Genomic DNA, 15,677 nt, shown 5'->3' with positions numbered 1-15,677 from the left:
TCTCTAGCTAATCCGCGCTTGTACTTGCCGCTTGATCCGTCCAAGCATCGCCGTCATTCCGCGCATCCGTAGGGGAGTGATGATCCGCGTTAGTCCAAGAAGTTCGGGCATATCATCCGGAACGGCCAGGATCTCGGCAGCACTGAGACCGTCAAGACCTTCGTGGAGTACGCTTGCAAATCCTCGAGTGGTGGGTGCCTCTGCCGGTGCCTTGAAGAACAAGTCCACAGTGCTTTCGGGCTGGTTGCCGTTCATCTCCAAGGTCAGGAACAAAGGGGACTGACATTCCACTACCTGCTCGAGCAGCTCGGGATGATCCACGAGCCGCTCGGGCAGGTCGGGCAATTCTTTTGAAAACTCGAGCAACAATGTCAGCCGGTCACGCTCTTCGAGTGCCTGGAAATCGTCAACAATTTCGGCCAAAGCCGCCGGGAGATTAGTGCTGGTCATGCGTTCAACTCTACCGGTGCCCTAAGCGTTGGCAGGAACCGAGCCGCGCTCAGCACCCTTGACGATGGGAACACGGACTGCGTTTCCCCATTCAGTCCACGAACCGTCATAATTGCGTACCGAATCGAAGCCCAAGAGGTACTTGAGCGCAAACCACGTGTGGCTGGAGCGCTCACCAATGCGGCAGTAGGCAACTATGTCATCCCCAGCGGCCAGTCCGGCCTCACCCAAGTACAAAGCCTCAAGTTCTTCACGGCTCCGGTAGGTACCGTCTTCGGCAGCAGCGCGTGCCCACGGGATAGATGCTGCGGTCGGAATGTGTCCACCTCGCAAAGCGCCTTCTTCTGGATAGGCGGGCATGTGAGTGCGCGCCCCGGTGTATTCATCCGCGGAACGAACGTCGATCAACGGCTTGCCGAAGTGGGCCAGGACGTCTTCGCGGAAGGCTCGGATGGGAGCATCATTGCGTTCCACAATGGGGTATTCGCCTGGGGTGACTACCGGTTTGTCAGTGCTGAGTTCGCGACCTTCGGCAATCCACTTGTCACGGCCACCGTCCACCAAACGAACGTCCTCGTGACCAAAAAGGGTAAAGACCCAGAGCGCGTAGGAAGCCCACCAGTTGGACTTGTCTCCGTAGATGACCACGGTGGTTTCGCGCGAGATTCCTAAGCGTGAGGCAAGCTGGGCGAATGCCTCGCCGCTGATGTAGTCACGCGTGACTTCATCATTGAGATCGGTGTGCCAATCTATCTTGAGTGCTCCCGGAATGTGGCCAACTTCATAGAGCAGAACGTCTTCGTCAGACTCAAGAAGAACCAGTTCGCCGTTATTCAAGGCGCCTGCCGCAACTTGATCTGCCAGCCACTGCGTTGACACTAAACGTTCGGGATGGGCATAGCCAGCAAACTTGTCGTTGGAGTCCACTTCATAGCTCATGAGGGTGGCCTTTCATGTGTGGGGCTTGGACGCCATTCATGCTGATAGTTCATTTCAAACGAATTCAGCTGAAGCAATGGCGTACGTGTGCATCTAACACTAACCACGTGGAGCCCTGAAATCTTCCGGATGATTAACACTGCGCAACGTGCGGGCCAGGGCCATCTCGCTTGGTCCCGGTTCTACTGTGTGCGGTGACGGGCGGTATTCTGGCTCTGCACCAACAACAAGCCCGGGGCACGCAAGTAACAAAGAGAATGGAATCCTTTTGGTACAGATCGAACAACTGGCTGCCCGAACGCCGTCAGTCTCGGCCGAGCAGATCCTCAACGGATTCCACCCCTCAACTCGTTTTGGCGAAGTTTCTTTTGAGAGTTACCGCCCGGACCCTTCCCAGCCATCCCAGGCTGCCGCGGTAAAGGCTTTGCAGGAGTTCGCTGCGGGTGTGGGCAACACTTCCGGAGGTTTGTTTTCTCGCCTGTTCGGTAAAAAGAGCGTTGCCAAGGCTGGCATCTATCTAGACGGCGGATTCGGTGTGGGAAAAACCCACTTGTTGGCTTCACTATGGCACTTAGTTCCCGGACCTAAAGCCTTCGGCACCTTTGTGGAGTACACCAATCTGGTGGGCGCACTTTCATTCCGTAAAACCGTTGAAGCGCTGAGCGGATACACCCTAGTCTGCATCGACGAATTTGAGCTAGACGACCCGGGGGACACGGTTCTGATGTCCCGATTGATGCGTGAATTGGCAGACGCCGGTGTAAAGCTTGCTGCAACATCCAACACCTTGCCCGGTTCCTTGGGGGAGGGGCGGTTCGCTGCTGTGGACTTCAAACGCGAAATTCAAGTCCTGGCCGATCAATTTGATGTCATCAAGATCGACGGCGAAGATTTCCGTCACCGTGGACTGCCGGCAGCTCCGGCACCATTGCGCAACGACGAACTTCAACATCATATGGATGCCGAATTCGGCTCAAAAACGGTGGCAGTTGACGAATTTTCTACCCTCTTGGCGCACCTCGCCGGAGTTCACCCCAGCCGCTACCGCCAACTGATTGACGGCATAGATGGTGTGGTGTGGAAAAACGTCACCACCATCACCGAGCAAGCAGTGGCCCTGCGTTTTGTAGTTCTTGCGGACCGCCTATATGACAAAGATGTGCCGATCTTGGCTAGTGGCGTCCCTTTTGACAAGCTGTTCACCGAAGAAATGATGGCTGGCGGGTATATGAAAAAGTATTTCCGCGCCGTTTCGCGACTGACAGCTTTGGCTCGCGAGGGGCAGAATCACGAGCCGTCCTAGCTCACATCGTTAAACGCCAAAGGCGTCGGTGCCACCTCACGGCAGGACCGACGCCTCTTTGACATTCTTTGGGCCTAGGAACCTTGTTCACGTGCTCTTTCGAGCAGTGTAGAGGACCCTACGGCGACAGGTATTTAGGCTGCCGGAGTTCCGTCGTTGTCGTTCTTTTCAACGAAGTCGGAGGCACCCTTTTGGACTGCGTCTACCTGACCTGCGAACTTGCCGCCGGTTTTTTCGTCGACAAAATCACCAGCTTTTTCGATGCCATCCTTGATGGCCTCCGAATTGCTGTTGATCAGTTCCTGCGCCTTGCCCTTTAGATCGTCAAATACAGACACGGGCACCTCCCTTCAATTGCGGAGCCAGTTCGCTCCTCTGTCGAAGAGCCTAGCGCTGTGAAAAGCAACTGCCAAGGTTTTTTCTGTGGGCGTAATCGGTTGCTGGCGTTCTTCGCGGTTCACAGCGGGAGGTTTGGGGGAGACGTAAAAGGAGCCAACCCTAGGGGCTGACTCCTTTAGTTTTATGCTCGTTTTAACAAAAAAAGAGAGCGGACGACGAGATTCGAACTCGCGACATCCACCTTGGCAAGGTGGTGCTCTACCAGCTGAGCTACGTCCGCACGGATGGAAATCCATCCGTTACAAGTGCTTGCGCACTTGAGTGGGCGATACTGGGATCGAACCAGTGACCTCTTCCGTGTCAGGGAAGCGCGCTACCGCTGCGCCAATCGCCCCTATGTTCTTGCTGACCTTTTACAGTCACAAGACCAGGGTTTTCACCGAGGTGGGTACGGGATTCGAACCCGTGTATACGGCTTTGCAGGCCGCTGCCTCGCCTCTCGGCCAACCCACCGTGTTAGTAATTCTCAGTGAGATTACTGTGACAGTGTCCTGCGAGCGGACGACGAGATTCGAACTCGCGACATCCACCTTGGCAAGGTGGTGCTCTACCAGCTGAGCTACGTCCGCAGATGGAGTCGATGTTCTTCACTCTTTCAAGTGAGTTACCCGCGCTCCAACGAGTAAAAACTCTATAGGAGGTTCAAGGAAAGTCCAAATCGAACGCGGGGCAACCGGGTGTGACTTACATCCATGTAATTTTGGAACCGTCCAGGCGCCCTAGGATTGGTCAGCTGGCCAAAGTCCGGTTAGCATTCATATGCACCAAAGTTCATTGCGAACCTCGCCGAGAGGAACGACGATCCTTGGGGTACAGCAGGGGCGATTGGCGCAGTGGTAGCGCGCTTCGTTCACACCGAAGAGGTCACTGGTTCGAACCCAGTATCGCCCACCCTGAGGAAACCCGTCAGCACACAGAAAACGTGGAGCTGGCGGGTTTTTTGTATACCCGTCTTGTATAACCACCACGACGGTGGAGCATGGTAAATGCGGGGCCAACGAATGGTGAGCCTCCAGATTTGTCAGTGGCTTGTGGAAGAGTTCTATCTATGACTGCACCACTTCTAGCTCATGCAACTGAACGCGGCAGAATGTATGCCCGCTCCACCTCGGAGCAGGCAATTGTTCCGTCAATCACCACCGTGATCTCTCAACAACCACACGGTTTGGATGGTTGGTTCAGCTATATGGGAGCGAGTGCCCTATCCAAAGACCCTGCATTGGGTGGAGCATTAGCAAGTCCTGGAAAGCTTCGGCAAGCTGTTCAACGGGCCTCGAATGCTGCCGTTGAATATCGTGACGCTGCTGCAGCACGTGGTGATCGCGTCCATAACTATTGTGAGCAATACGCACTGCGTACCTTGGGCCGGCCGCATACCTTGCCGGAAAGCCGCGAGTTGCTCGCGGCCAACGGAGAAGAAGCTTTCGCTGCCCGTTTTGATCAATGGTGGGAGCAGTATCAAGTAGAACCGTTGGCTCCTGAGATCACCGTGTGGAATCAGAGTGTGGGTTACGCCGGGACCCTTGATTTGGTAGCAAAGATCAACGGCAGAATTTGTTTGATCGACTACAAAACTAAGGGCACCACCCGCGACGGCGCCGTCAAAGCTCTTGATGACAAGGTTGTAATGCAGCTGGTGGCAGGTATGAAGGCGGAAGAGAGCCTGGTAGACGGCGCAGCAGGGGAGTGGGAATCTTGGCAGTACGGAGAATCGCCGCTACTCCTGGCCGTGGCTATTGGCGAGACCGAAGTTCGGCCACAGCGCGCCAATCCTGAGGTGTTGAAACATCACTGGTGGAAGTTTTGCGCATTGCGGCGAGTGTGGGAAGCCTCAGGGGACTCTCAAGCCGCTGGTGCGGCGCTACTGCCGCTCGCGCCACCGCGATAGTTGTGCTGTCTAAGCCAGTCCGCGGATTCGAGTGCGGCGACTAAACTAGGTAGAGGCCACCTGAGTGGGCGATTCAGCAGGCCCCTCTGCGAAAGCTGGCTACGGCACGATGCAGGAACACAACGTTAGGACATTACAGGCATGGCAATTCTGAACATTCGCATTATTGGTGACCCAGTACTGCGGACTGTTGCCGATCCGGTCACCGAATTTGGGCCAGAACTGGCCCGGCTGGTGGCTGACATGACTGAAACCATGGAAGACGTTGATGGCGCAGGTTTGGCGGCGCCGCAGGTCGGCGTGAGCCAACGAGTATTCACCTACCGAATTGACGGTGTTGAGGGACACATCATCAACCCCGTGCTGGAGAACAGTGATGATTTTCAGGACGACGTTGTAGAAGGTTGCCTGTCCATCCCCGGTATTAGCTTCCCCGTTCGTAGGCATAGGACCACACGCGCCACGGGCGTGGACGTACACGGCAACCCGGTAGTAGTTGATGCCGAAGGTATGTTGGCCCGCTGCTTCCAGCACGAAACAGATCACCTCGACGGTGTCCTCTTTACGGATCGGCTAGAGGGCGAAAACCGCAAAGCTGCATTGCGCGCCATGCGGGACGCTACCTACAACAAGCACGCAGAACGTACGACGGCGAAGCGGGCTAAGACTGTAGGTTCAAGTTTTGGTGGGGCTAGTTCAGCTGTTGGCAGTTTCGGCCAGAGCGTGGACAACTAAGCGTGCGGGTACTTTTCGCAGGAACCCCTGAAGTTGCAGTTCCTTCCCTGGACGCGCTCCGGAGTGCTGGCTTTGACATTGTGGGGGTGCTGACCCGCCCGGACGCAGCCCTTGGACGTAAGCGTGTTATCACGCCCTCTCCCGTGGCTGCTAAGGCTCAGGAGCTTGGTATTCCGGTCATCAAAGCAGCCAAAATCACTACCGAAGTGAGTCAAGAAATTGCCGCGCTCGCTCCAGATATTGCAGCGATTGTTGCCTACGGTGGCCTAGTTCCAGCGGCAGCGCTGACAATCCCTCAGCACGGCTGGATTAACCTACATTTCTCCTTGCTGCCCGCATGGCGTGGTGCGGCACCGGTGCAGCATTCAGTGATGAACGGTGACGACATCACTGGTGCCTCCACATTCCTCCTCGAATCAGGTCTAGACACCGGGCCCGTGTACGGGACTCTGACTGAAGAAATCCGGCGAACAGATACCAGTGGCGAGTTGCTAGAGCGGCTTTCGCGCAGCGGTGCGGTGTTGTTGACGCAAACCCTGGCTGCCATTGACGCAGGCGAGGCGTTCGGTGTTCCACAAAGTGGTGACATAACGCTGGCGCCGAAAATCACCATCGATGATGCCCGGCTGGACTGGAAACAGCCAGCATTGGCCATTGATCGACGATGCCGTGCAGTCACCCCTGAGCCTGGCGCTTGGACCACGTGGGAAGAGAAAACAATTAAGATTGGAGCTCTTGTGATGCGGCCAGACGTGCGGGACCTTGAACCCGGCCGGCTGCAGATCGTTGGGCGCAAGGTAGTAATCGGTACGGGATCGCACGGGTTGGAAATTGCCCAATTGCAGCCTGCCGGCAAAAAAATGATGGCTGCGGCCGATTGGGCCCGGGGACTCCCGGCGCCGGAAAGTGTGGTGTTCCTGTGAGCGAATCTGGTACAAACGGAGCTCGAGGAAACTCCCGTCGGGATGCTAAGGGCCGTGAGCGTAACCGCTCCGCTTCGCGAAACTTCACCCAGCAGGCACCTGCGCAGCGGACCCGTAAAGCTGACCCTGCTCGTCTAGTAGCTTTTGAAGTACTGCGTGCTGTCTCTGGTGAGGACGCCTACGCCAACCTGGTATTGCCGTCCCGGATTCGGCACCATAATTTGGACAAACGCGACGCCGGATTTGCCACCGAACTCAGCTACGGAGCCTTGCGATCACGCGGAACCTACGATGCCATCCTGACCCGCTGCGTAGACCGGCCCCTGGAAGAACTGGACCCTGCCGTACTTGATGCCCTGCGCCTGGGCGTACATCAGCTGCTTGCCATGCGCGTGCCGGTCCACGCTGCATTGGATCAAACGGTTGGTCTTGCTAGGGCTGTCATTGGCGCTGGTCCGTCCGGATTAGTGAACGCCGTTCTACGCAAAGTTTCCGCAAAAACGCTTGACGAGTGGCTTGTTGAACTCACCGATGGCATCGAAGATGCAACAAAGGTTGCTTCGATTCGCCACGCGCACCCCGAATGGATTGTCCGGGCACTACGTCAAGCCTTAGTGATGCACGGCCGGCAAGCGAGCGAGCTCGACGACTTGCTTGAAGCTGACAATGCGGCACCAGTGGTTAACCTCGTTGCGCTGCCGGGTATCGGCGACATTACCGAGGCTTTTGATGCCGGAGCTCAGCCTGGCGATTTGGTGGAAGGATCCGCCTACTCCAGCGGTGGAGATCTAGGTCGAATCGACGGTATTCGAAACGGTAGCCTGCGTGTCCAAGACGTTGGCTCTCAACTGGTGGCGCGCGCACTAGCCAACGCGCCGTTGACGGGCGAAGCTGCCAAAGCCAAAGAGTCCAATGGTGAGAAATGGCTGGATCTTTGTGCGGGACCTGGTGGAAAGGCTGCGTTGTTGGCAGCTCTTGCTGCCGAAGATGGCGGAACCCTACTTGCCAACGAACCCGCGCCACACCGCGCCAAATTGGTCCGCCAAGCGCTCAACGCCGTTGAAGGTTCTGCATGGCAGGTCCGTGTTGGCGACGGTCGTGAAGTTGGCGCCCAGCAACCGGAAAGATTTGACCGGGTACTTGTTGACGCGCCCTGCAGCGGTCTGGGTGCACTCCGCCGTCGTCCTGAATCACGGTGGCGCCGTACGCCCGCAGACCTAGCTTCCCTAGCCCCGTTGCAGCGAGAATTGTTGGCCTCGGCTTTGGATGCCGTCCGTCCCGGTGGTGTGGTTGCGTACGTAACCTGCTCACCGCATCCGGCAGAAACCACGGCAGTGGTGACAGACGCCTTGCGTAAGCGTGAAGGATTTGAGTTGCTCAACTCGGGCAACATTTTGGATAGTGTGAGCCTGACCGGCGAACTTGATGCTGGCCATAACATGAGCGCTCAGTTGTGGCCACATGTCCATGGCACTGACGCTATGTTTTTGGCGCTGATCCGCAAAAACGCCTAGCGACTAAACGAACACCCAGATCGGTTCAAACGATTAAGGATTGACCATGAGTGCTTACTGCATTAACCCGAGTATTTTGTCCGCTGACTTTGTGAATCTTGAATCCGAGCTCACAGCGATTGCCAACGCGGACTCAGTCCACGTGGACGTGATGGACAACCATTTTGTTCCCAACCTGACGCTGGGCTTGCCGATTGTTGAGCGCATTCAGGCGGTCAGTCCTGTGCCTTTGGACGTGCACTTGATGATTTCCGACGCCGATCGCTGGGCGCCGCAGTACGCTCAAGCCGGTGCCGCATCGGTGACGTTTCATGCCGAAGCGGCAACGGCACCGATCAAATTGGCCAGGGAATTGCGCACGCTTGGCGCTAAAGCGGGCATGGCCTTGCGACCGGCAACCCCACTTGAACCCTATGTGGACATGCTCAGCGAGCTGGACATGTTGCTGCTGATGACCGTTGAGCCAGGTTTTGGTGGGCAAAAATTCTTGGACGTTGTTCTGCCAAAAATCCGCCGGGCGCGTCAAGCCATTGATTCCTCTGGTGCGCGCATTGCCCTGCAGGTGGACGGCGGAATCACCGAAGAGACAATTATTCGCGCGGCAGAAGCAGGCGCTGACGTTTTTGTGGCCGGGTCTGCGGTCTACGGTGCACAGGATCCAGCTGCGGCCATAGACGCCTTGCGAGCAATCGCGGTCAGAGCAACGCAATAATTTGACGCTGTCAGCGGGAATAGCCTGACCCCGTTGACTGTTGTGCAAAAATAGCAATACACAATTTACGTGCTCCGGGGTCGGTGTAAGTCCGAACCGGCGGTTATAGTCCGCGACCCGTGCGCGTCACTTCACAGCTCTGCTGAGGGGAGATGCGCCGGTTGAACTGGTGAAATTCCAGTACCGACAGTTAAAGTCTGGATGGGAGAAGCACGTACAGCAGCTGTGCAACGCATTGCCTTAGGGCAATTAGGCGTTGCGCGTTGTGCTGTCGTTAACCCCCGGAGCCGCCGCGGCTTAGGAAGGAACGACATGGAAATTCTGCGGTGGCTCTTCGAAGCGCAAATTCCCGTTGGGGGATCGGCATTACTGCTTCGCGAAGTGCTTGGAAACGTTTTTGGGCTGGCTAGTGCCCTCGGCGGAATGCGCCGTAAAGTCTGGGCTTGGCCAGCGGGCATTGTTGGCAACCTGATCCTCCTCACTGTCTTCCTTGGCAATGTTTTTGGTGCAGCTGCCCCAGCCACTCTTTGGGGCCAAGCAGGCAGGCAGATGATGTTTATCGCCGTCTCGGTTTATGGCTGGCAACGCTGGCGCCAATCACAAACGGCAGCCGCCGAAGCTAACAGCCAGACCGGCCACCAAGCAGCTGCCTTTGTGCCACGCTGGGCAACCGTCAAAACCCGTTGGATTCTTGTGGCTGCCATGATCATTGGAACCGCTGCACTGACCCCTCTTTTTGATCGGCTTGGTTCGTACCCACCGGTTTGGGCTGATGCGTGGACGTTTATGGGTTCACTTCTGGCGACGTATGGCATGGCCAAGGGCTGGACCGAGTTCTGGCTGATTTGGGTGGCTGTGGACATAGTGGGTGTGCCGCTGCTATTTGGTGCCGGCTACTACGCAAGCGCCTTTATGTACCTGTTCTACGGTGCCTTTACCCTCATTGGGTTCTTTGTCTGGTGGCGCGCGCAACGCAAGTCAGCCACAGCAATTGCCCATGAACCGCTACTCACGGATCCAGTAGGCCATCCGTGAGTCCTTCCCAAGAATCACTCACGGACGGCGCAGTCAGCGATGCTGAACAGCAAGGAATGCTTTCCGCATTGGCGGCAGCCGGGCAGGGTCCCCGCGGCGCCAATCCCTTAGTGGGCGCAGTGGTGTTAGATGCATCCGGTAAAAACTTGGTGACTGGTTTTCACCGTGGTGCCGGGACAGCCCATGCAGAGGCTGACGCCATTAACCAAGCCCGCCAGGCCGGTATTGACCTGCAGGGAAGCACCATGGTGGTCACGCTTGAGCCGTGCAACCACCAAGGCCGCACCGGACCCTGCGCTCAAGCGATTATCGATGCTGGCATTGGCCGGGTGATCTTCGCAGTCGCCGATCCTCACGATCCCGCTGCAGGAGGTGCCCAAACTCTCCGCAACGCGGGGATTGACGTCGTACAAGGCCTTTACGCCCAAGAAGGCAAGGAACTGAACCGGCGCTGGTTCCAATCCGTTGCCGAGCACAGGCCCTTTGTCACGCTCCACATTGCCCAAACACTGGACGGGCGTATTGCGGCGGCGGACGGAACAAGTCAATGGATCTCCAGCCCTGAATCGCTACGCGATAACCACCAAACCCGCCAGCTGATTGACGCGATCTTGGTGGGAAGTAACACCGTTGCAGTCGATAATCCCCGGCTCAACGCCCGCTTGGCCGATGGCAGCCCCGCGCCCCAACAACCCGTGCGGGCAGTGATGGGTCTGACCCCAGTGGCGGCCGACGCGAACATTCGTGGCACCGATGGTCGCTTTGTACACCTCCCCACGAGGGATCCAGCCGAAGCGTTGGCGGCCCTCTTCGGAATGGGTGTTCGGCACCTGATGGTGGAAGGCGGTGCCGGGATCATTGGTGCCTTCCTTCAAGCCGGTCTAGTGGACGAGCTCATTATGTACTTGGCCCCCACATTGCTTGGCTCGGGGACCGCGTCCATCGCTGACTTAGGAATCACCACCCTCGCCCAAGCTCAAAAGTGGCAATGGGACCAAGCCAGCTCCGCGGCCGTAACCGTACTGGGCAGCGATCTTCGCTTGCGGCTTACTCCTTCCGCGGCACCGAAAGTTTAGAAAGGAACCACCGTGTTTACTGGAATTATTGCTGAACAAGGCACAGTTATTGGGCTAGAACGCGAAGGGGACAGCTCCGCACGATTGCGATTGTCAGCACCGACGCTGGCAGCTGATCTTGGGCTCGGCGGTTCGATTGCCGTCAACGGGGTTTGCCTGACCGCTGTTGAAAATAATGGCACCGAATTTTTTGTGGACGTGATGGGGGAGACCTTGCGTCGCAGCACCATCGGGTCACTAGAGATGGGCCAAAAAGTAAATTTGGAACGCTGCGTCCAGGCTGGTGACCGCCTCGACGGCCACGTGGTTCAGGGCCACGTGGACGGAGTTGGTGCTCTTCTGGAGCGCGAATCACAAGGACCGTGGGATCGCTTGCGCTTTTCGGTTCCGCAAAATTTAGCACGGTACATTGCCGAAAAAGGTTCCATCGCCATCGACGGCGTATCCCTCACCGTGACGGCCGTCAGCGAAGCAACGTCCACGGAGCCCTGGTTTGAAGTAGGGCTCATCCCGATCACGTTGGCCGAAACCGGGCTCGGCGCCAAAACCATCGGCGGCGAGGTCAACCTTGAAGTGGACGTACTGGCTAAATACACCGAGCGTCTGTTGAGCTTCGGGCCGGCCACCACTCCAGCCGCAAACGGTACTACGGCGGCAAACAGTGCGACGGCGGCACATCAGTGAGCGCGCCGGAGATCGTTTTGGACCCTATTCCCACCGCTCTGGCGGCTTTTGCCGCCGGACGTGCCGTCGTCGTAGTAGATAATGAGGACCGCGAAAACGAAGGTGACATTATTTTTGCCGCACAATTTGCTACCCCCGAACTAATGGGCTGGACCATTCGATACACCTCGGGCGTTATTTGTGTTCCCTTATCCGCTGAACGGGCTTTGGCTCTTGATTTGCCTCCCATGACGGCTGTGAATCAAGACGCAAAGGAGACTGCCTATACGGTTAGTTGCGATGCGGCGCTCGGTGTGAGCACTGGAATTTCCGCTACTGACCGGGCGCTGACAGCTCGTGTTTTGGCGGATCCGTCATCCACGGCGACGTCTGTGACTCGGCCGGGGCATATTTTTCCGCTGCGGGCAGTTGACGGGGGAGTGCAGGAAAGACCGGGCCATACTGAGGCAGCGGTTGAACTGTGTAAATTGACTGGTTTGGCCGAGGTTGGTGTGATCGCCGAAGTGGTGCGAGATGACGGAGAGATGATGCGTCTTCCGGAACTTCGTACTTTTGCAGATGAGCATCATTGCGCGTTGATTTCGATTGCCGACTTGGTGGAGTTTGTCCGGGAGACACACACGTCGAGCGACCATAGGGCCAGCGGCACCGTTACAAAGGAGTACTGATGAGCACGGGAACAAATGTTGAAGCAGGGGCGGGTGACGCCGTTGAACACACCAAACACCCTGTTACCGCGGGGCCGATCGTTAAGCTGCCCACCGCTTTTGGGGAGTTTGTAGCTCAAGCATTCACTGACGACGCTACGGGAGTTGAACATCTCGCGGTGAGTTCAGCACAGCCGCCATCTGACGGAAAACCGCCGTTGGTTCGTTTGCACTCTGAATGCCTGACCGGGGACGTCTTTGGTTCGTACCGGTGTGATTGTGGCGAGCAGCTGGCCTTCGCCCTCGAAATGATTCACGAGCATGGCGGCACCTTGCTCTACTTGCGTGGTCAGGAAGGCCGAGGCATTGGGCTGGCAAATAAGATCAAGGCCTATGCGCTTCAAGAGGTCGGTTTTGACACCGTGGAAGCTAACGAGCAACTCGGTTTGCCCGTAGATGCGCGTTGCTACAAGGCTGCTGCGCAAATCCTGGCGGACATGGGCCTAACGGAGATTCGTTTGCTGAGCAACAACCCAGACAAACAGAACCGTCTAGCCCAAGCCGGTGTACGAGTCGTTGAAATGGTGCCCACCGAGGTTCCTTCACGAACAGAGAACATCCGCTACTTGCAAACCAAAAAAGACCGAATGGAGCACCGGCTGATTCTGGACCAGAACACGCTTGCTGTGCCCAGCGCAGATCCAGCCACCCTTTCAACACCCAGCAACACTTCAAACACAGGAACGGAAACACTATGAGCGGCCACGGCGCACCAGTCATTGACGTCAAGTCCATCAACGAATCAGGAGCAGCATCACTGAAACTAGCGATTGTTGCGGCCAGCTGGCACACCGAGATTATGGACGGTCTCCTCGCTGGGGCATTGCGCGCTGCCGAGGAAGCTGGCGTTCAATCGCCTCGCGTGATTCGCGTTCCGGGTACTTTTGAATTGCCCGTTGCTGCGGCGCGTTTGGCTAAGGACTACGACGCAGTGGTGGCGCTGGGTGTAGTGATTCGTGGTGGCACCCCGCACTTCGAGTACGTTTGCCAAGCCGCAACAGTTGGTCTCACCGAGGTAAGCGTGCGAACCGGTGTTCCGGTTGGTTTTGGTGTTCTTACCTGTGACACGGAGGAGCAAGGTCTAGACCGGGCTGGACTTCACGGTTCGTCCGAGGACAAGGGACATGAGGCAGTGACTGCGGCCGTGGCCACCGCTTTGGTCCTCAACGCCGCATAATCGTTGGCATTTGTGGGTTCGCTCACCTTCTGCCCGTCATATGCGGGTGCGGCTCATCTGCAGCACGAACTAACAAGTAGGCTGGATACGTGAAGAATTTCGAGACCCTGTTCGAAGAACTCAGCGAAAAGGCCCGGCTACGGCCGGCCGGATCGCGCACCGTGGCCGAACTTGAATCCGGTGTCCATGGCATTGGCAAAAAAGTCGTAGAAGAAGCAGCCGAAGTGTGGATGGCTGCCGAATACGAATCGGACGAGGAAGCAGCGGAGGAAATCTCTCAGCTGCTCTACCACTTGCAGGTGTTGATGCTCGCCAAAGGCTTGAGCCTGGAAGACGTCTACAAGCATCTATAGCCACAAACTGACTGGCGTTCGCCGGTCTGTGGCCTGAAAGTGTCTTGTTTGCTCAGTACTTCCTCTCACCGAAAGTTTCCCAATTATGTTGCGTGTTGCTGTTCCCAATAAAGGTTCCTTGTCCGAGGCCGCATCGTCGATGCTCAGCGAAGCTGGGTACCGTCAGCGTCGAGATACCCGTGAACTAGTGATGGTTGACCCCGATAACGACATTGAGTTCTTTTTTCTGCGCCCGCGTGACATTGCTGTTTACGTAGGCCAAGGAACACTCGATGTTGGAATCACCGGCCGGGACTTGCTCTTGGACGCTGAGGTTGAAGCAGAGGAGCTCTTGGAGCTGGGCTTTGCTGCCTCCACTTTCCGATTTGCCGGACCGGTGGGTAACTTCACTTCTGTTGAGCAGCTCGAAGGCAAGCGCCTAGCCACCAGCTATGACGGACTACTCAAGGTTTACCTTGCTGAGCGCGGGATCAAGGCAAGCGTGGTTCGGCTTGACGGTGCCGTGGAGTCGTCCGTCCGCTTGGGTGTAGCTGACGCTATTGCCGACGTTGTAGAAACCGGCAACACGCTCAAGGCAGCCGGAATGGAAATTTTCGGGGAGCCGATCCTGCGCTCTGAAGCTGTGTTGATTGGCCGTAAGGGTGAACGACTCCCTGCTGCTGAGGTTCTCATCCGCCGCCTGCAAGGCGTTTTGGTGGCCCGTCAATACGTCCTGATGGATTATGACATCCGCAAAGACCTGGTTGAGCAGGCCGCAGCGTTGACTCCTGGCCTTGAATCTCCTACAGTCTCTCCTTTGCGCGATTCTGAATGGGTAGCTGTGCGCTCGATGGTGCCCAAAAAAGCCACAAACCAAGTGATGGACGAACTCTACGATCTGGGTGCGCGAGCTATTTTGGTCAGCAGCATTCACGCGTGCCGCATCTAGCCCCCACACTCGTTGGCGGATAGTTTCCGCCCTGTACTTCAGGAGTAACCGTGACAGTCGCCATTCGTGTGATTCCGTGCCTCGATGTTGATGCTGGGCGCGTGGTTAAGGGAGTTAACTTCAAAGGTCTTCGCGATGCCGGAGATCCGGTTCAGCTCGCTCACCGTTACGACCTTGCAGGCGCTGATGAACTCACTTTTTTGGACGTTACAGCATCATCAGGAAACCGGGAGACCACGTTTGACGTAGTCAAAAGAACCGCGGAAGAAGTCTTTATCCCGCTGACAGTCGGTGGTGGGGTACGTGGTGTCGCCGAGGTGGACAAGCTGCTGCGCTTCGGTGCGGATAAAGCATCCATCAACACGGCTGCTGTTGCCCGGCCCGCCGTGATTGATGAGATCACCCGTCACTTTGGCTCTCAGGTTTTAGTCCTCTCCGTGGACGCTCGCCGAACGGTGGGGGAGAACGACGCACGGAAGACGCCGTCGGGCTTCGAAGTCACCACCCACGGCGGGCGGCAAGGCACCGGGATTGACGCTATTGCCTGGGCGAAGGAAGCTGCAGATCGTGGTGTGGGTGAGATATTGCTTAACTCGATCGACGCAGACGGCACCAAAGATGGATTCGATCTGGAGCTGATTCGTTTGGTCCGCGCAGCAGTGAACATTCCGATTATTGCGTCAGGCGGTGCTGGCATCCCTGCACACTTCCCGCCAGCCGTGCAGGCAGGCGCCGACGCAGTGCTGGCGGCTTCAGTGTTTCACTTTGGCCCGGACAGCATGATCAGTCAGGTCAAATCCGCCATCCGCGAAGCTGGGTTCGAAGTCCGCTAAGCAGGCGCGCTGCTAACCGGG

18 protein-coding genes, 5 tRNA genes and 1 riboswitch are annotated in these 15,677 nt (G+C 57.0%); of the genes, 16 read left to right on the top strand and 7 right to left on the bottom strand.

Going from position 1 to position 15,677, the window contains the following annotated elements:
* Positions 1-3 precede the first annotated feature (3 nt).
* Together ACQR35_RS11560 and ACQR35_RS11555 are read right to left on the bottom strand one after the other, a co-directional pair.
* Positions 4-450 (bottom strand): SufE family protein, encoded by a 447-nt coding sequence (locus ACQR35_RS11560; RefSeq protein ID WP_430268299.1) that lies wholly within the window; start codon positions 448-450, stop codon positions 4-6.
* 21 nt (positions 451-471) lie between these two features.
* A complete protein-coding gene (locus ACQR35_RS11555; protein WP_430268300.1) occupies positions 472-1,389 on the bottom strand; it encodes a sulfurtransferase in 918 nt (305 codons plus the stop codon).
* 268 nt (positions 1,390-1,657) lie between these two features.
* On the opposite strand from ACQR35_RS11555, the gene zapE reads away from it, so the two are divergent.
* A complete protein-coding gene (gene zapE / locus ACQR35_RS11550) occupies positions 1,658-2,692 on the top strand; it encodes a cell division protein ZapE (protein WP_430268301.1) in 1,035 nt (344 codons plus the stop codon).
* 134 nt (positions 2,693-2,826) lie between these two features.
* Here zapE and ACQR35_RS11545 read toward each other — a convergent pair whose 3' ends face one another.
* From ACQR35_RS11545 to ACQR35_RS11525, 5 genes are all read right to left on the bottom strand, one after another.
* Positions 2,827-3,036: an antitoxin gene (locus ACQR35_RS11545; protein ID WP_430268302.1), complete on the bottom strand. Its 210-nt coding sequence runs from the start codon at positions 3,034-3,036 to the stop codon at positions 2,827-2,829.
* A 202-nt stretch (positions 3,037-3,238) separates the two neighbouring features.
* Positions 3,239-3,311 (bottom strand) — tRNA-Gly (locus ACQR35_RS11540).
* Between the two features lie 42 nt (positions 3,312-3,353).
* Positions 3,354-3,425 (bottom strand) — tRNA-Val (locus tag ACQR35_RS11535).
* A 48-nt stretch (positions 3,426-3,473) separates the two neighbouring features.
* Positions 3,474-3,544, bottom strand: a tRNA-Cys gene (locus ACQR35_RS11530).
* A 43-nt stretch (positions 3,545-3,587) separates the two neighbouring features.
* Positions 3,588-3,660 (bottom strand) — tRNA-Gly (locus ACQR35_RS11525).
* Positions 3,661-3,910: 250 nt separating this feature from the next.
* On the opposite strand from ACQR35_RS11525, the gene ACQR35_RS11520 reads away from it, so the two are divergent.
* From ACQR35_RS11520 to hisF, 15 genes are all read left to right on the top strand, one after another.
* A tRNA-Val gene (locus ACQR35_RS11520) sits at positions 3,911-3,982 on the top strand.
* Positions 3,983-4,139: 157 nt separating this feature from the next.
* The gene (locus tag ACQR35_RS11515) at positions 4,140-4,979 is read left to right on the top strand and encodes a cytochrome (RefSeq protein ID WP_430268303.1); all 840 of its coding nucleotides are present in this window, start codon (positions 4,140-4,142) and stop codon (positions 4,977-4,979) included.
* 141 nt (positions 4,980-5,120) lie between these two features.
* Positions 5,121-5,714: a peptide deformylase gene (gene def, locus ACQR35_RS11510; RefSeq protein WP_430270117.1), complete on the top strand. Its 594-nt coding sequence runs from the start codon at positions 5,121-5,123 to the stop codon at positions 5,712-5,714.
* A gap of 2 nt (positions 5,715-5,716) precedes the next feature.
* Entirely contained in the window at positions 5,717-6,637 is a 921-nt protein-coding gene (gene fmt, locus ACQR35_RS11505) for a methionyl-tRNA formyltransferase (protein ID WP_430270116.1), read from the top strand.
* Entirely contained in the window at positions 6,634-8,151 is a 1,518-nt protein-coding gene (locus ACQR35_RS11500) for an RsmB/NOP family class I SAM-dependent RNA methyltransferase (RefSeq protein WP_430268306.1), read from the top strand. Before fmt ends, ACQR35_RS11500 begins: the two co-directional genes overlap by 4 nt.
* Positions 8,152-8,197: 46 nt before the next feature.
* Complete coding sequence (rpe, locus tag ACQR35_RS11495) at positions 8,198-8,863, top strand: ribulose-phosphate 3-epimerase (protein ID WP_430268307.1); 666 nt, start codon at positions 8,198-8,200, stop codon at positions 8,861-8,863.
* A 65-nt stretch (positions 8,864-8,928) separates the two neighbouring features.
* A riboswitch (FMN riboswitch) is annotated at positions 8,929-9,081 on the top strand.
* 94 nt (positions 9,082-9,175) lie between these two features.
* Positions 9,176-9,898, top strand: a complete 723-nt coding sequence (pnuC, locus tag ACQR35_RS11490) for a nicotinamide riboside transporter PnuC (protein WP_430270115.1) — start codon at positions 9,176-9,178, stop codon at positions 9,896-9,898.
* A gap of 56 nt (positions 9,899-9,954) precedes the next feature.
* A complete protein-coding gene (gene ribD, locus ACQR35_RS11485; RefSeq protein ID WP_430268330.1) occupies positions 9,955-10,974 on the top strand; it encodes a bifunctional diaminohydroxyphosphoribosylaminopyrimidine deaminase/5-amino-6-(5-phosphoribosylamino)uracil reductase RibD in 1,020 nt (339 codons plus the stop codon).
* 12 nt (positions 10,975-10,986) lie between these two features.
* A complete protein-coding gene (locus tag ACQR35_RS11480) occupies positions 10,987-11,658 on the top strand; it encodes a riboflavin synthase (RefSeq protein ID WP_430270114.1) in 672 nt (223 codons plus the stop codon).
* A complete protein-coding gene (ribB, locus tag ACQR35_RS11475; protein ID WP_430268310.1) occupies positions 11,655-12,326 on the top strand; it encodes a 3,4-dihydroxy-2-butanone-4-phosphate synthase in 672 nt (223 codons plus the stop codon). Before ACQR35_RS11480 ends, ribB begins: the two co-directional genes overlap by 4 nt.
* Positions 12,326-13,063, top strand: a complete 738-nt coding sequence (gene ribA, locus ACQR35_RS11470) for a GTP cyclohydrolase II (protein WP_430270113.1) — start codon at positions 12,326-12,328, stop codon at positions 13,061-13,063. Before ribB ends, ribA begins: the two co-directional genes overlap by 1 nt.
* A complete protein-coding gene (gene ribH, locus ACQR35_RS11465; RefSeq protein ID WP_430268312.1) occupies positions 13,060-13,542 on the top strand; it encodes a 6,7-dimethyl-8-ribityllumazine synthase in 483 nt (160 codons plus the stop codon). The genes ribA and ribH overlap by 4 nt, the downstream gene beginning before the upstream one ends.
* Before the next feature lie 89 nt (positions 13,543-13,631).
* Positions 13,632-13,895 carry a phosphoribosyl-ATP diphosphatase gene (locus tag ACQR35_RS11460; protein WP_430268313.1) on the top strand — a complete coding sequence of 88 codons (264 nt, stop codon included), beginning with the start codon at positions 13,632-13,634 and terminating at the stop codon, positions 13,893-13,895.
* Between the two features lie 85 nt (positions 13,896-13,980).
* Positions 13,981-14,823, top strand: a complete 843-nt coding sequence (hisG, locus tag ACQR35_RS11455) for an ATP phosphoribosyltransferase (protein WP_430268314.1) — start codon at positions 13,981-13,983, stop codon at positions 14,821-14,823.
* Between the two features lie 50 nt (positions 14,824-14,873).
* A complete protein-coding gene (gene hisF / locus ACQR35_RS11450) occupies positions 14,874-15,656 on the top strand; it encodes an imidazole glycerol phosphate synthase subunit HisF (protein WP_430268315.1) in 783 nt (260 codons plus the stop codon).
* The last annotated feature ends 21 nt before the right edge of the window (positions 15,657-15,677 follow it).

This window comes from Pseudarthrobacter sp. J1738 (assembly GCF_050490315.1).
In the GTDB taxonomy this organism is placed as follows: Bacteria; Actinomycetota; Actinomycetes; order Actinomycetales; family Micrococcaceae; genus JBNPEO01.
The sequence above is the reverse complement of the archived record's forward strand: the minus strand, read 5'-3'. Positions and strand labels throughout refer to the sequence as shown.

Excerpts from the sequence above, each read along its gene's own strand:
- ACQR35_RS11560 (WP_430268299.1), bottom strand. The coding sequence starts at position 450 with ATGACCAGCACTAATCTCCCGGCGGCTTTGGCCGAAATTGTTGACGAT.
- hisG (WP_430268314.1), top strand. The coding sequence starts at position 13,981 with ATGTTGCGTGTTGCTGTTCCCAATAAAGGTTCCTTGTCCGAGGCCGCA.
- pnuC (WP_430270115.1), top strand. The coding sequence starts at position 9,176 with ATGGAAATTCTGCGGTGGCTCTTCGAAGCGCAAATTCCCGTTGGGGGA.
- ACQR35_RS11555 (WP_430268300.1), bottom strand. The coding sequence starts at position 1,389 with ATGAGCTATGAAGTGGACTCCAACGACAAGTTTGCTGGCTATGCCCAT.
- ribD (WP_430268330.1), top strand. The coding sequence starts at position 9,955 with ATGCTTTCCGCATTGGCGGCAGCCGGGCAGGGTCCCCGCGGCGCCAAT.
- rpe (WP_430268307.1), top strand. The coding sequence starts at position 8,198 with ATGAGTGCTTACTGCATTAACCCGAGTATTTTGTCCGCTGACTTTGTG.
- ribH (WP_430268312.1), top strand. The coding sequence starts at position 13,060 with ATGAGCGGCCACGGCGCACCAGTCATTGACGTCAAGTCCATCAACGAA.
- ACQR35_RS11515 (WP_430268303.1), top strand. The coding sequence starts at position 4,140 with ATGACTGCACCACTTCTAGCTCATGCAACTGAACGCGGCAGAATGTAT.
- def (WP_430270117.1), top strand. The coding sequence starts at position 5,121 with ATGGCAATTCTGAACATTCGCATTATTGGTGACCCAGTACTGCGGACT.
- ribA (WP_430270113.1), top strand. The coding sequence starts at position 12,326 with ATGAGCACGGGAACAAATGTTGAAGCAGGGGCGGGTGACGCCGTTGAA.